Consider the following 14,926-nt stretch of genomic DNA (forward strand, 5'->3'; position numbering starts at 1 on the left):
ACCGCGTGACCCAATGATCGTGCATCTCAAAGGACGGCTGGACTCGACCGGCATCGACCACGCCGTGATCGACGTCGGCGGCGTCGGCTATCTGGTCGGCGCCTCGGCGCGCACCTTGTCGGCGCTCGGGCCGATCGGTGAGGCGTGCACGGTGTTCACCGAATTGCTCGTCGGCGAGGATTTCCAGCGACTGGTCGGGTTCTCCAGCGCGGACGAGCGCGACTGGTTCCGATTGCTGACGGGCGTGCAGGGGGTCGGCGCGCGTGTCGCGCTCGCGATCCTGTCGGCGCTGGAACCGGTCGATCTCTCCCGCGCGATCGCCAGCGGTGACAAGGCGATGGTCGCGCGCGCGAACGGCGTAGGGCCGAAGCTCGCCCAGCGCATCGTGATGGAATTGAAGGACAAGGTCGGCGGCATCGCGCTCGGGCTCGGCCCGGCGGTGGTCAATGCCGCGCCCGGCGCGTCGGCGGATGCGGTATCGGCGCTGCTCAACCTCGGGTTCCGCCCGAACGAGGCAAGCGTCGCGGTGGCTGCGGCCGACGAGGAACTGGGCCCGGGGGCCTCGCTCGACGCGCTGGTCCGGCTGGCGCTGCGCAAGGCGTCCAAGTCTTAGGGTCGGTTTCCGTTCTCCTGCGTACGCAGGAGTCCAGGATCACGATCGTTGTGCCCCGTTACCCTGGGCTCCTGCGTACGCAGGAGAACGCTACCGACAGCCACTATTGTCCGCCACGTGTCCGCCATCATGACGGAGAGGGTTGGGACGGTGTTCGTACCACGTTCCCCTGTTGCTCACAGCGGCGTAAGCAGTGGCCTGCCCCCGAAATGCGCGTCGAGGTTCGCAATCACCAGCGCCGCCATCGCCGCCCGCCCGTCGACGGTCGCGCTTCCCTGATGTGGTGACAGGACGACCTGGTCCATCGCCTTGAGCGCGTCGGGAACGGCAGGTTCGTCGGCGAACACGTCCAGTCCAGCCCCGGCGATCTTCCCCGCCTGAAGCGCGGCCACCAACGCCGGTTCGTCGACCAGGCTGCCGCGCGCGATATTGATCAGGATGCCGTCCTCGCCGAGCGCCTCGAGAACATCCGCATCCACGATACGCGCCGTCGCGCCGCCACCGGGCGCCGCAATGATCAGCACGTCGCACGCCACCGCGAGCGATGCGATGTCGGCATGGAACACGCCCGCGAAATCCGGCTTGGCGGAGCGGGCGGTATATTGGAGGTCGCGCGCGAACGGTGCGGCGCGCGCGGCGATGGCCCTGCCGATCCGGCCCAGCCCGAAGATGCCGATGCTTCGCCCGCTCGCGCGCCGAGCAAGATCGACCTGCCACCCGCCTTTGCGCACCGCACGGTCATTCGCGACGAGTCGCCGCTGGACCGCCAGCATCAGCCCGATCGCCAGATCCGCAACGTCGTCGGTCAGCACGTCTGGCGTCGTCGTCACCGCAACGCCGCGCGCGCGGGCCTCCGCAAGATCGACGCCATCATACCCGACGCCGTGGATCGCGATGATCTCCAGCGCGGGAAGGCGATCGAGCAGCGTCGTGTCGACCACGCTGCTCCCGCCCCCGACGATCGCCCGCGTCGTCGCCGGCGGCTCCGTCCGGTGCACCGTAAAGCGCGCGGCGAGCGCCGCCTCCAACGTAGGCGAGGCTCCGCCCAGCAGATACAGATCGGGATGTGCGGTTTCGTGGGCCATGACCAACCCATAGCCGCCTTGCCCCCTTCACCGCGAGCGCGCTATCGCGGGCGGGTGACCGATACAGACCGCATCCTGAATGCCGCCAAGCGTCCCGAAGACGTCGACGCCGCGCTCCGCCCTAAGACGCTCGACGAATTCGTCGGGCAGAAGGCCGCGCGGGAGAACCTGCGCATCTTTATCCAGGCGGCCAAATCGCGCGGCGATGCGCTGGATCACGTGCTGTTCTTCGGGCCACCGGGGCTCGGCAAGACCACGCTCGCGCAGATCGTCGCGCGTGAGATGGGAGTGGGGTTCCGCGCCACCTCGGGGCCGGTGATCGCCAAGTCGGGCGACCTCGCCGCGCTGCTGACCAATCTCGAGGATGGCGACGTGCTGTTCATCGACGAGATCCACCGGTTGCAGCCTGCGGTCGAGGAGGTGCTGTACCCGGCGATGGAGGACCGCGCGCTCGACCTGATGATCGGCGAGGGGCCTAGCGCGCGCTCGGTGAGGATCGACCTGCCGCGCTTCACGCTGATCGGTGCGACGACGCGGCAGGGGTTGCTGACGACGCCGCTTCGCGATCGCTTCGGCATCCCGGTGCGGCTGCAATTCTACACCGTCGAGGAACTGGAGCGCGTCGTCACGCGCGCGGCGGGACTGCTCGGGCTGGGCATCGCCAAGGACGGCGCGATGGAGGTCGCACGGCGCGCGCGAGGCACGCCGCGTATCGCCGGGCGGTTGCTGCGACGAGTACGCGATTTCGCCAATGTCGCGGGGCACGAGACGGTCGATGCGCGCGCGGCGGATGCGGCCCTCAACCGGCTGGAGGTCGATTCGCTCGGGCTCGATGCGATGGATCGCCGTTACCTGATGATGATCGCGGACATTTATCGCGGCGGACCGGTCGGCGTCGAGACGCTGGCGGCCGGCCTGAGCGAACCGCGCGACACGATCGAGGAGGTGATCGAGCCCTATCTGATCCAGCTCGGCCTGATCGCGCGCACCGCACGGGGCCGGTTCCTGAATGCAGGCGGCTGGAAGCATCTCGGCCTGAACCCGCCGGCCGGCAGCCAGGACGGCCTGTTCGACGCGTAACAAAGCCTCCGTCATCCTGGGCTCGACCCAGGATCCAGAGCCAGCAGCGCCGAGGGTCTTGGCTCTGGATCCCAGCTTCCGCCGGGATGACGATGAGATTGGTCCAACTTCGCCCCGGCATCGCTTTTGTTGCGTGGCACCCAAGCGCTTCATCTGATAGCCAACGCAAATGCCCCTTTCGGCCGCCGCCTCCGCCCGCGAAATCCTCACCAGCCTTCACGACGTGATGGCCTCGCGCACCTCCGCGCAAGCCAAGCTGAACGCCGTGGTCGGCATCATCGCCACCGCGATCGACAGCGAAGTCTGCTCGATCTACTTGCTGCGCGAAGGCGTGCTCGAACTGTTCGCCACCCGCGGCCTCGACCAGGCGGCGGTCCACGTCACCAAGCTCGCGCTTGGCGAAGGGCTCGTCGGCACGATCGCCGAGGATGTCGAGGTGCTCAACCTCGACGAAGCCGCGAGCCATCCCGACTTCGCCTACAAGCCCGAGACCGGCGAGGACCGGTTCCACAGCTTTGCCGGCGTGCCGATTATCCGCCGCGAGCGGTCGGTGGGCGTGCTGGCCGTCCAGCACACCGATCGTCGCAAATATGCCGATGTCGAGATCGAGGCGTTGCAGACGGTCGCGATGGTGCTTTCCGAACTGATCGCCAATGCGGGGCTCATCGATGCCACCGGCGGCGGCGCGGATCGGCCGCAGTCGACCGCGGCGATGCGCATCCCCGGCCAGAAGCTGGTCGACGGCATGGGCGCCGGCTTCGCGGTCTATCACCAGCCACGCATCACGATCGAGCACACCGTCGCCGAGGACACCGATGCCGAGCGGCACCGAGTCTATGCGGCGTTCGACAAGATGCGCGAAGGCATCGACCGGATGACGCGCGAAGCCGAATTCGGCGTCGGCGGCGAGCATGTCGAAGTGCTCCAGACCTACAAGATGTTCGCCTATGACGAGGGCTGGGCACGGCGGATCAACGAGGCGATCGACTCCGGCCTGACCGCGGAGGCGGCGATCGAGCGCGTCCAGCAGCGGACCCGCCAGCGCATGCGCCAGATCGACGATCCGCTGCTCGCCGACCGGATGCACGATCTGGAGGACCTGTCGAACCGGTTGCTCCGCATCGTCTCGGGCCAGATGGGCACCGCCGCGCAGATGGGGCTGCGTCAGGACACCATCCTGATCGCGCGCAACCTCGGCCCCGCCGAACTGCTCGAATATGACAAGCGCCGGCTGAAGGGCGTGATCCTCGAAGAAGGATCGCTGACCGCGCACGTCACGATCGTCGCGCGCGCGATGGGCGTGCCGGTGCTCGGCCGCGTTCGCGATATCCGCCGCCTCGTCGCGGAGGGCGACATGCTGCTGCTCGACAGCGCCGAGAGCAACGTCTTCGCGCGCCCCTCGGCGTCGATGGAGGAGGCGTTCGAGGCGCGACTGGCGATGCGGCAGAAGCGCAAGGCGGCGTTCGCGGCGCTGCGCGACGTGCCGCCGGTCACCAGGGACGGCCACCGCCTGACGGTGATGGTCAACGCCGGCCTGCGCGACGACGTGGCCGCGCTCGATGTCACCGGCGCGGACGGCATCGGCCTGTTCCGCACCGAGTTCCAGTTCCTCGTGTCGGCGACGCTGCCGCAGCGCGAGCGCCAGCAGCGGCTCTACCGCGAAGTCCTCGACGCGGCGGGCGATCGCCCGGTGATCTTCCGCACCGTCGACATCGGCGGCGACAAGGCGTTGCCGTATCTCAACAAGGAAGACGCGGACGAAGAGAACCCGGCCATGGGCTGGCGCGCGCTGCGCCTCGGCCTGGAGCGCGACGGGTTGATGAAGGTGCAGGCACGTGCGTTGCTGGAGGCCGCCGCCGGCCGCACGCTCAACGTGATGTTCCCGATGGTCAGCGAGCCATGGGAGTTCGACGAGGCGCGCGGCTTGTTCGAGGCGCAGCGGACGTGGCTCGAGGGACGCGGGCGGAAAATGCCGCTCGCGATCCGCTACGGCGCGATGCTCGAAGTGCCGGCGCTCGCCGAGATGCTCGACATCCTGCTGCCGAAGATCGAGTTCCTGTCGATCGGCACCAACGACCTGACCCAGTTCCTGTTCGCCGCCGACCGCGCCAACCCGAAGCTCGCCGAGCGCTACGACTGGCTCAGCCCGTCGATCCTCCGCTTCATCGCGCGGCTGGTCGCGCCGGTCCGCGCGGCCGGCGTCGATCTGACGGTATGCGGCGAGATGGGCGGGCGGCCGCTGGAGGCGATGGCGTTGATCGGGCTGGGGATCGAGCGGCTGTCGATCACCCCCGCCGCGGTCGGACCGATCAAGGCCATGACGCGCTCGCTCGATCGCGCCGCGCTGACGCAATACATGGCAGGCTTGCTGGCCGATCCTCCGCGCGACATGCGGGCGGCGTTGACCGCCTGGGCGACCGAGAACGGCGTCGAAATCGTCTGATCGGCGGAAAGCTGCGGTTAAGACGCACGGTGCGTTGACACGGCTTGGGCCCTCTGAAAGACGGGTGGCGTGGCGGGCAACGCTACGCGCCCGTGTTCGGAGACAAGAATGGACGAGGTCGAAACCGGCCAGAACGCAGCACCTGCTCAACCAGAGCGTGCTGGCGACATTCTCCGTAAGGCGCGCGAGGCGCAGGGACTGACCGTCGCCGATATCGCGACGCGGACCCGTGTGCCGTTGCGCCATCTTGAAGCGATCGAGGCGTCCGATTATTCCACGCTGCCGTCCTCGACCTATGCGGTCGGGTTCAGCCGCGCTTATGCGCGTGCGATGGCCATCGACGAGGTGCAGATCGCGAACCTCGTGCGCGGTGACGTCGCGAAGCTGGGTCGCAAGACGCCCGAATACGAACCGTATGAGATGACCGATCCGTCGCGCGTTCCCTCGCGGGGTATCGCGATCGTCGCGCTCGGTCTGGCGATCGCGGTGCTGGTTCTGGTCGGGCTGTGGTATGGCACCGACATGTTCCGCGGATCGAGTAGTTCCTCGACCACGACGCCGATCGCCGAGACCGTGCCGAACCCTGCCGCGCAGACTGCGCAACCGGTGCCTGCGCCGGCCACGCCGGCCAACGGACAGGTCACGCTGACCGCCTCGGACGAGGTCTGGATGCGCGTCTATGATGCCGACAACAAGACGCTGTATCTCGGCACGATGAAGCCCGGCGAGAAGTTCGACGTGCCGAAGGATGCCAAGGATCCGAAGATCAACATCGGTCGCGCGGACAAGCTGACAGTGACACTTAACGGTGCCGCGGCGCCGGCGCTGGGCACCGGCGAGCGCGCGATCAAGGACGTCGCCGTCGGTGCGCCCGCGATCGCCGCGCGGATCGCAGGCACGCCTTTGCCGCAGGCCACGCCGGCAACGAGCGAAGCAACCCGTGCGCGCCCCTCCGAGCGGCCCCGCACCGCCAGCCGTCCGCGTACGCCGCGTCGTTCGCTCAGCGAGACGCAGCGCGCTAACCTGGACGCCGCCGCTAATCCGACGCCCGCCGCTACGGCAACGCCCAATCCGTGAAAACCTGCGGGCCTCGCCAGCGCCTTAAGGCTGGCGACAGGATGGGTAGTGCAGCTATACCCGGACGATTAACCAATCCACCGGGGGGTGTGGCCCATGCGTAAGTCAATTCTGGTCGGCGTCTGCCTCGCCGCTCTTCTGCCCGCCGCGATCTCCACGGGTGCGCAGGCGCAAAATGTCGAGGGCCGCGTCGGCAAGCTCGAAAGCGAAATGCGCGCGGTCCAGCGGAAGGTCTTCCCGGGTGGTGCCGGCCAGATGCTCCAGCCCGAGGTGCGTGCGCAGCAGAGCGAGCAGGGCCCGGGGCCTGGCTCGCCCGCGACCAGTGCGCTGGCCGACGTGAACCAGCGCGTGACGTCGCTCGAACAGCAGATGACGTCGCTCACCGAACAGATCGAGCAGAACCAGAACCGTACGCGCCAGTTGCAGGATGCGTTCGACAATTACCGTCGCTCGAACGACGCGCGGATGAAGACGCTCGAAACCGGCCCCGCGCCGATCGCGACGGGGGCTGGTGGCCCGAGCGAGTCCGACGACCAGTCAAGCGACGGTCCATCGAACGGGGGCCCATCCCGCCCGACCACGCGCCCCGAGACGGCAAGCAGGCCCGGTACGGCGACACCGACCAAGGTCTCGGTCGAGAAGCCCTCGACCGGCGATCCGGCGGAGGACGAATATATGTATGGCTACCGCCTGTGGGCGGCCAAGCAATACCCGCAGGCCGAGGCGCAACTGAAGAAGGTCGTCGCCGAATACCCCAAGAGCAAGCGCGCCAGCTATGCGCAGAACCTGCTCGGCCGGTCCTATCTCGACGAGGGAAAGCCGAGCCTCGCGTCGATGGCGTTCTACGACAATTACAAGAAGATGCCCGAGGGCGAACGCGCGCCGGACAGTCTGTTGTATCTGGGCCAGGCGCTGACGAAGCTCAACAAGCCCGCCGATGCCTGCAAGGTGTATGACGAGCTGAACGACGTCTATGGCGCCAAGATGGCGTCCGCGATGAAGGGCCAGGTCGCCGCCGGGCGCAGCGCGGCGAAGTGCAAGTAAGTGATCCGAAGTGCTAGTAACTGATCCTCTAACCGGTGTGTGTGATCCCTTGCTTGTGACTTCGCATCGCCCACCAGCACCACCCCGGCGTAGGCCGGGGCCCAATTGGCAAGGTCGTCGTAACGGAGGGCTGCGCTCGGTCATTACCGTCCCCCAATTGGGCCCCGGCTTCCGCCGGGGTGGTGACCGCTCGACTGTGACGGCGCGCACCGCATGACCGAAGAAGGACGCCGCTTCGCCGCCGACTTCGCGCGCCTGGCCAGCGACATCACCAACCCGCTGTTCGCCGTCTCCGGCGGCCCCGACAGCATGGCGATGCTCACGCTCGCGCACGAAGCGCTCCCGCCCGGCTTCACGGTCGCCAGCATCGATCACCGCCTCCGCCCCGAAGCGGAGGAGGAGTCCGCGATGGTCGCCGCCCACTGCGCGACGCTCGGTATTCCCCACGCCACGCTCGCTCCCACCGAACCGATCACCGGCGCCAGCATCCAGGCACAGGCGCGCACCACGCGCTACGCGCTGCTCACCGATCACGCCCGCGCGATTGGCGCAGGGGCGCTCGTCACCGGCCATCACGCCGACGATCAGGCCGAGACCTTCCTCATGCGCGCCGCGCGCGGTTCGGGCCTCGCCGGCCTCGCCGGAGTCCGCGCGCGTACCGAGGTCCACGGCGTCACGGTCGTTCGCCCGCTGCTCGACTGGCGCCGCGCCGAACTCCGCGCGATCGTCCGCCGTGCCGAAGTGCCGTTCTTCGACGACCCCTCGAACCACGACGACCGGCACGATCGCACTCGTTTCCGCCGGTTGCTGGGCGAGAATGAATGGCTCGGCACGCCCAACCTCGCGCGCGCCGCCGCCGCGCTCGCCGAGACCGATACCGACGTCCGCGCGATGGTCGAATGGATCTGGACCGGACGCGCCAAGGTCGGCGGCGGCGAGGTGAAGCTCGCGGTCGAGAAGCTGCCGCGCGAGATCCTCCGCCGCCTTGCCCGCCGCGCGATCGGCACGGTCCGTGCCGAGGCGGGCATCGTCGCGCCCGAATGGAGCGAGGCCGCCAACATCGAGAGCCTGCTCGACTCGCTGATGGCCGGCAAGCGCACGACCCAAGCCGGGATCATCGCCAGCGTCCGCGGCGACGTCTGGCGCTTCCGCGAGGCGCCACCGCGAAGAACGGCGTAGCGTGCCCGTCCGTTCACACTGATCAACGCAAGTCGCGCGTTGTTCCATTGCCATTAACCTGCGCGCGCTTATCTTGTGCGGTGAAAGGTATCGTGCACCCATGAGCGACAACGACAACCGCGGTCAGAAGCCCCAGGGCTCCGGAAACGGTGGCCCCGAAAATGGCGGCGGCAATCCTTGGATGAAAAGCCTGTTGATCTGGGTCGGCATCCTGCTCGCGCTGGCGATGTTCGTGACTCTGTTCGACGGCCGCACCGCGGCATCGGGCGGCAACACGATCGCCTATTCGGCGTTCCTCGACAAGGTCGACGAGGGCACCGTCAAGGACGTCAACATCTCGCGCGATATCATCTCGGGGACGCTGTCCTCGGGCGAGAAGTTCAAGTCGTATCCGATCCCCGATTCGACGCTGGTGCCGAAGCTGCGCGAGAAGGGCGTCTCGATCAGCGCGAAGCCCGAAGAGGGCCCGTCGATGCTGGCGCTGCTGCTGTATCAGTCGCTGCCGTTCCTGCTGTTCCTCGGCATCGCGTTCTTCGTGCTGAAGCAGATGCAGAAGAATTCGGGCTCCGGCGCGATGGGCTTCGGCAAGTCGCGCGCCAAGATGCTGACGCAGAAGGAGGGCAAGGTCACCTTCCAGGATGTCGCCGGGATCGACGAGGCGCGTGAAGAGCTTGAAGAGATCGTTGAGTTCCTCAAGGATCCGACCAAGTTCGCCCGCCTGGGCGGCAAGATTCCCAAGGGTGCGTTGCTCGTCGGATCGCCCGGCACCGGCAAGACGCTGCTCGCCCGCGCGATCGCAGGCGAAGCAGGCGTGCCGTTCTTCACGATCTCGGGTTCCGATTTCGTCGAGATGTTCGTTGGCGTCGGCGCGAGCCGTGTTCGCGACATGTTCGAACAGGCCAAGAAGTCAGCACCGTGCATCGTCTTCATCGACGAAATCGATGCGGTCGGTCGGCACCGTGGTGCCGGTCTCGGCAACGGCAATGACGAGCGCGAGCAGACGCTGAACCAGCTGCTGGTCGAGATGGACGGCTTCGAAGCCAACGAAGGCATCATCATCATCGCCGCGACCAACCGTCCCGACGTGCTCGATCCTGCGCTGCTGCGTCCGGGCCGCTTCGATCGCCAGGTCACGGTGCCGCGTCCGGATATCGAGGGCCGCATCAAGATCCTCGAAGTGCACATGAAGAAGGTGCCGCTCGCACCCGACGTCGACGCACGCGTTATCGCACGCGGTACGCCGGGCTTCTCTGGCGCCGATCTCGCCAACCTCGTCAACGAGGCGGCGCTGCATGCGGCACGCAAGGGTAAGCGCCTGGTGGCGATGGCCGAGTTCGAGGAGGCCAAGGACAAGGTCATGATGGGCGCAGAGCGTCGCAGCATGGTCATGACCGACGACGAGAAGCGGATGACCGCGTATCACGAGGCCGGCCACGCCGTCGTCGCGATGCACGAGGCCGCCTCGGATCCGATCCACAAGGCGACGATCATCCCGCGCGGCCGCGCACTGGGCATGGTCATGCGGCTGCCCGAGCGCGACTCGTACAGCTATCACCGCGACAAGATGTACGCGAACCTCGCGGTATCGATGGGCGGCCGCGTCGCCGAGGAAGTCATCTTCGGCTACGACAAGGTCTCGTCGGGCGCATCGGGCGACATCCAGTACGCGACCGGTCTGGCACGCGACATGGTCACGCGCTGGGGCATGTCGGACAAGGTCGGGCCGCTCGAATATGGCGAGCCCGAGGGTGAGTCGTTCCTTGGTTACTCGTCGAGCCGTCCGTCGCGCATGTCGAACTCGACCGCGCAGTTGATCGACGACGAGATCAAGCGGATCGTCGAAGGCGGTCTCGACCGCGCCAAGCAGGTGCTGAGCGATCATGTCGACCAGCTCCATACCGTGGCCGGTGCGCTGCTCGAGTTCGAGACGCTGACCGGTGACGAGATCAAGAAGCTGATCGCGGGCGAGGATCTCGATCGGCCGGATCCGGGCGCAAAGGCCTCGACCGTCCCGCGTGCGGGTACGTCGATCCCGAAGACGCGGCGTCCGTCGGGTCCGTTCGGTACGCCGACACCCCTGGGGGCATGATCCGGTTCACCCGGCAGTCACCGAACTAACTCTATGGGCGGCCTTTTCCCGGAAAGGTCGCCCATGTCGTATTCGCGTTCCAAGGCTGTAGTCGCTGCGTTGCTGATGGTCGGCGTGGCGATGCCGGCGCAGGCGGCGATGACCGTCGGCACCTTCCTCGCCCGCGCCAATGCGTTGCGCGACCAAGGCCCGATGGCGCTGATGTCGCCCGACCTCCCCGCGCTGAAGGCCGAAGCCAAGGCTGCGACCAACCAGCTCAGGGCCGAACGCGCCGCACGCGCCGCCGCCGGCAAGCCACCGATCGCCTGCGTGCCGGAGGGCGAATCCGTCGGCATCATGGACATGCTCGACGGCTTGAACGAACTCCCCGCCAGCTACCAGAAACGCCCCTTAAAGGACGGCTACGCCCGCGTCCTGGCGAACCTCTACCCGTGCCGCTAAAGCGCGCGCCGTGACGGTTTCTGCTCTCAAAGCGCGCTCGTTCTCGGTCGCACGCCGGGGGCGCGCCATTTTCCCGTTCGCGCTGAGGGCACGCCCCCTCCCCCCGTCACGCACTGAGTAGACGCCGGCCCCGTTCGCCCTGAGCGATGTCGAAGGGCATGCCCATCGCGCAGGGGGGGGCGACTTCAACCAGGCGTACTACGGTCCAGCCCGGACGCATCGAACGGCCAGGCATCAACGGAATGCCGCGCAGCCGCCTGCTCAGTCCGTCAATCCGTGCAGCAACAACAGAATGACAAACGCCAATAGCACCGTGAACGCGAACGTCAGTAGCGCCACCGTCCGCCACGCCGCCGACCGTTTCCGCAGCGCATACGTACCACGAAGCTGCGCGAACATGTGGATCGGGGGCACGAGCAACGCCGCCATCACGATCCAGCCGTCCGCGACGCCGATCACGCCCGCGACGATCAGCACGATCGTCAACAACATCATGAACGCCAGCGAATAGGTCACGAAGATCGCGTGGTCGTAGAGGTGGTATTGGCGCCGCCAGAGGAACAGAAGCGCCATGAACGGTACCGATAGCGGGATCAGGCCCCAGCTATATTTATACGCGCTGGTCTGCAGCTTGTAGAACATCAGGCCCGGATTGCCGTTCGCCTTGGCGATGCCGTGGTCGAGCCGTTCCCAACCGGTCTTGAAGTCGCCGAGATCGACCAGCCCACCGTTGGCGCCGCCATTTTGCATATCCGCGGCGACACCGAGCGCGCGGACGGTCGTTCGCAACGCGTCCGCCTGCCGATCGAGCGCAGCGCGCGACTCTGCGGATAAAGTGGCGTGCGCGCGCTGTGCCTCGACTTGGTTCAGCGCGATGCGAGCCTTGGCCGATTCCCGCGCATAATCGGATATCTTGCCGGTACGCTCGTTCCGGATGAAGTCCGTCGTCATTTCGCCGCCGACCGCGCCGATCGTCGCGAACATCAGGAAGACCGTGAACAGGAACAGCGCAAGCGGCGACACGAACCGCGCCCGCTCGCCATTGACGTAGCGCCGCGTGAGCATCCCGGGATGCAGGATCAGCAGCGGCAGCGTGCGCCATATCTTGCCCTCGAAATGAAACACCCCATGCGCAATCTCATGGCCGATCCCGCCTAGCGAACGATGCACATGCGCGGATTGCCCGCAGGCATGGCAATGCTCGCCCAGCAACCGTGTCCCGCAATTGAGGCAAAGCGCGCCTTCCAGATCATGTCCTGGATGCACATGCCGTGCCTCTCCGGCTTTCGGTTCGAACGCGCGCCCAACGAGCGTACCTGTAGCGATATCCGCCGCTGCTCCGATTTCCCCGGTCATGCTTCCCCCTCGTAATACCGCCAGCGTAACGAGTCCGCGGCGTTGGCGCGAGAGGCTTCGCATGGTAGCGAACGCCGCATGGCCGACATAGAAAATCCCGCCGCATTGATCGCAGAAATGGCCCATCGCGCGCGCTCTGCCGCGTTGGTGCTGGCGGCCATGCCGTCGGCGCGGAAGGCGGCGGCATTGGCGTTGGCGGCAAAGTCCATTCTGGCGGCGTCCGACGCGATCGTTGCGGCAAATGTTGAAGATATGGCACGGGCGGCCGCATCCGGCCTGTCGGGTGCGCTGCTCGACCGGTTGCGACTGGACGATGCGCGGGTCGCGGCGACGGCGGGGGGAGTGGCGGCCGTGGCAGCGCTGACGGATCCGGTCGGGCAGGTGATCGACGCCAGCGAGCGTCCGAACGGCCTGAAACTCTCGCGCGTCCGCGTGCCGATCGGCGTGATCGGCATCATCTACGAGAGCCGCCCCAACGTCACCGCGGACGCCGCGGCGCTATGCGTCATGGCCGGCAACGCAGCGATCCTGCGTGGCGGGTCGGAAGCGGTGAAGAGCAACCGGGCAATCCATGCCGCGCTGGTGGCAGGACTGGAGGCGGGCGGGGTGCCTGCCGATGCGGTGCAGCTCGTGCCGACCACCGATCGTGCCGCGGTCGGCGCGATGCTCGCGGCGGACGGGGCGATCGACCTGATCATCCCCCGCGGCGGCAAGAGCCTCGTCGCGCGCGTACAGGCCGAGGCGCGCGTGCCGGTGCTCGCGCATCTCGACGGCATCAACCATGTGTATGTCGATGCGTCGGCAGCGTCTGCGATGGCGGAGGCGGTCGTCGTCGACGCCAAGATGCGGCGCACGGGTGTGTGCGGTTCGATGGAAACGCTGCTGATCGACCGGGACTATGCAGACTCAGCCGCCCTGATCCGAAGCCTCGCGGCAACGGGCTGCGAAATACGCGGCGATGCACGCGCGCGCGCGCTCGTGCCCGAGATCGTCGCCGCCGACGCCGTCGACTGGGATACCGAGTATCTCGACGCAATCGCCTCGGTCGCGATTGTCGACGGGGTGGACGGTGCGATCGCGCATGTCGCCCGCCACGGCTCGCATCACACCGACGCGATCATCGCCGAGGATGCGGCCGTTGCCGAGCATTTCCTGACCGCCGTCGACAGCGCGATCGTCCTCTGGAACGCCTCCACCCAGTTCGCAGACGGCGGCGAGTTCGGCTTGGGCGCGGAGATCGGCATCGCCACCGGCCGCGTCCACGCGCGCGGCCCCGTCGCGCTCGAGGGGCTCACCACCTACAAGTGGATCGGCCGCGGCACCGGCCAGGTGCGCGGTTGATGCGCTGTGTCGATCAGCGTAGCGTGAGGCCATGAACGCGTCCGTTTCGATCACGACTCCGCTCGATCCAGTCACCTTCGCGATGGTCGAGGAGCTCGCGCAGTATCGCGGCATCACCGGCGAAGAGTTCGCAGCAGAGGCGATCCGGGAGGCGGCTGAACATCACGCCGAAATGCGCGCTTTCATCCAGGCCGGAATAGACTCCGCCGATCGAGGCGAACTGATCAGCCAGGAAGAGATGGAAGCCTGGTTCGAAGAGCGTGTCGCTGCTCGCCGGCAAGGATGAGCCGCGCGAGCTGGGCTGCGCTCGCGCGGATCGATCTAGCGCGGATCGATGATTTCAATGCACGACACGATCTCGACTATGCCGATTCGGTCGGTCGCGCTGCGATCGCCGCGGGCAATTTCCTGGCAGATTTTCCCGCTGCGGGGCCGGTCGTCGATCGCGGCGAACGAAAATGGCGTGTGCCCGAAACCGACTATATCCTGATCTATCGCATCGTGCCCCATGGCGTCGAAATTCTCCGAGCGTTTCATGCGCGTGAGAATTGGCGGAAATATCCTTGACCCGCGTCGGCATTCTCGGCGGGTCGTTCAACCCCGCGCACCGCGGCCATCGCGGGATCACGCTCGCGGCGATCGACGCGCTCGCGCTCGACGAAGCGTGGTGGCTGGTGTCCCCTGGCAATCCGCTCAAGTACGCGGCGAACGATATGGCGCCGCTGCCTGCGCGCCTTGCATCCGCGCGACGCATGGCGCGCCGCGCGCCGATCCGTGCGACCGATATCGAGTCGCGGCTGCACACGCGGTACACGCTCGACACGATCCGCAAGCTCAAGCGGCGCTACCCCAGGATCCGCTTCATCTGGTTGATGGGCGCGGACAATCTGGCCGACTTCCACCGGTGGAAGAACTGGCGGCAGATCGCCCGCGAGGTTCCGATTGCGGTAATCGCGCGTCCGGGATATGACGGGCGCGCCCTCGCGGCCCCCGCGATGGGTTGGCTGCGGCGCTTCCAACGGCGCACAGACCATGCGAAGAGCTGGACGACGTGGAGATTGCCGGCCCTTGTGCTGTTGCGCTTCCGACCCGACCCGACCTCCGCAACTGGCCTGCGCGCCAAAAATCCCGACTGGGTCCAGCAGGTTGCTGGTCCGGTAGTTTTACCCAGGAGCTGA

Annotated in this window: 14 protein-coding genes; 12 read left to right on the plus strand and 2 right to left on the minus strand. The window is 67.2% G+C overall.

The features are described from left to right. The first annotated feature begins 13 nt into the window (after positions 1-13). Positions 14-613 (plus strand): Holliday junction branch migration protein RuvA, encoded by a 600-nt coding sequence (gene ruvA, locus HMP09_RS15155; RefSeq protein WP_107963179.1) that lies wholly within the window; start codon positions 14-16, stop codon positions 611-613. Positions 614-789: 176 nt separating this feature from the next. Here the strand turns inward: ruvA and HMP09_RS15160 are convergent, their stop codons facing one another. Further along, positions 790-1,698, minus strand: a complete 909-nt coding sequence (locus tag HMP09_RS15160) for a 2-hydroxyacid dehydrogenase (protein WP_176501047.1) — start codon at positions 1,696-1,698, stop codon at positions 790-792. A 54-nt stretch (positions 1,699-1,752) separates the two neighbouring features. Here HMP09_RS15160 and ruvB point away from each other — a divergent pair, with 54 nt between their 5' ends. The 7 genes from ruvB (at position 1,753) to HMP09_RS15195 (ending at position 11,051) form a co-directional block, all read left to right on the plus strand. Then, the gene (gene ruvB / locus HMP09_RS15165) at positions 1,753-2,778 is read left to right on the plus strand and encodes a Holliday junction branch migration DNA helicase RuvB (protein WP_176501048.1); all 1,026 of its coding nucleotides are present in this window, start codon (positions 1,753-1,755) and stop codon (positions 2,776-2,778) included. A 169-nt stretch (positions 2,779-2,947) separates the two neighbouring features. Next, the gene (gene ptsP / locus HMP09_RS15170) at positions 2,948-5,221 is read left to right on the plus strand and encodes a phosphoenolpyruvate--protein phosphotransferase (RefSeq protein WP_176501049.1); all 2,274 of its coding nucleotides are present in this window, start codon (positions 2,948-2,950) and stop codon (positions 5,219-5,221) included. A 108-nt stretch (positions 5,222-5,329) separates the two neighbouring features. Next, a complete protein-coding gene (locus tag HMP09_RS15175) occupies positions 5,330-6,298 on the plus strand; it encodes a helix-turn-helix domain-containing protein (protein WP_176501050.1) in 969 nt (322 codons plus the stop codon). A gap of 96 nt (positions 6,299-6,394) precedes the next feature. Beyond that, positions 6,395-7,342 (plus strand): tetratricopeptide repeat protein, encoded by a 948-nt coding sequence (locus HMP09_RS15180; RefSeq protein ID WP_176501051.1) that lies wholly within the window; start codon positions 6,395-6,397, stop codon positions 7,340-7,342. Positions 7,343-7,555: 213 nt separating this feature from the next. After that, positions 7,556-8,521 (plus strand): tRNA lysidine(34) synthetase TilS, encoded by a 966-nt coding sequence (gene tilS / locus HMP09_RS15185; RefSeq protein ID WP_176501052.1) that lies wholly within the window; start codon positions 7,556-7,558, stop codon positions 8,519-8,521. Between the two features lie 181 nt (positions 8,522-8,702). Then, positions 8,703-10,610, plus strand: a complete 1,908-nt coding sequence (gene ftsH / locus HMP09_RS15190; RefSeq protein ID WP_232090888.1) for an ATP-dependent zinc metalloprotease FtsH — start codon at positions 8,703-8,705, stop codon at positions 10,608-10,610. Between the two features lie 63 nt (positions 10,611-10,673). Beyond that, positions 10,674-11,051 (plus strand): hypothetical protein, encoded by a 378-nt coding sequence (locus tag HMP09_RS15195; RefSeq protein ID WP_232090363.1) that lies wholly within the window; start codon positions 10,674-10,676, stop codon positions 11,049-11,051. A 261-nt stretch (positions 11,052-11,312) separates the two neighbouring features. On the opposite strand, the gene HMP09_RS15200 is transcribed toward HMP09_RS15195, so the two are convergent. Continuing rightward, a complete protein-coding gene (locus HMP09_RS15200) occupies positions 11,313-12,407 on the minus strand; it encodes a DUF3667 domain-containing protein (RefSeq protein WP_176501054.1) in 1,095 nt (364 codons plus the stop codon). A gap of 78 nt (positions 12,408-12,485) precedes the next feature. Here HMP09_RS15200 and HMP09_RS15205 point away from each other — a divergent pair, with 78 nt between their 5' ends. Genes HMP09_RS15205 through HMP09_RS15220 form a run of 4 tightly spaced genes read left to right on the plus strand, consistent with a single transcriptional unit; the run spans position 12,486 to position 14,926 of the window. Beyond that, a complete protein-coding gene (locus HMP09_RS15205) occupies positions 12,486-13,748 on the plus strand; it encodes a glutamate-5-semialdehyde dehydrogenase (protein WP_176501055.1) in 1,263 nt (420 codons plus the stop codon). A 31-nt stretch (positions 13,749-13,779) separates the two neighbouring features. Next, complete coding sequence (locus HMP09_RS15210; protein ID WP_176501056.1) at positions 13,780-14,034, plus strand: hypothetical protein; 255 nt, start codon at positions 13,780-13,782, stop codon at positions 14,032-14,034. Beyond that, positions 14,031-14,315: a type II toxin-antitoxin system RelE/ParE family toxin gene (locus HMP09_RS15215; RefSeq protein WP_176501057.1), complete on the plus strand. Its 285-nt coding sequence runs from the start codon at positions 14,031-14,033 to the stop codon at positions 14,313-14,315. Before HMP09_RS15210 ends, HMP09_RS15215 begins: the two co-directional genes overlap by 4 nt. Further along, a complete protein-coding gene (locus HMP09_RS15220; RefSeq protein WP_176501058.1) occupies positions 14,312-14,926 on the plus strand; it encodes a nicotinate-nucleotide adenylyltransferase in 615 nt (204 codons plus the stop codon). The genes HMP09_RS15215 and HMP09_RS15220 overlap by 4 nt, the downstream gene beginning before the upstream one ends.

The organism is Sphingomonas sp. HMP9, from assembly GCF_013374115.1.
Classification (GTDB): Bacteria; Pseudomonadota; Alphaproteobacteria; order Sphingomonadales; family Sphingomonadaceae; genus Sphingomonas.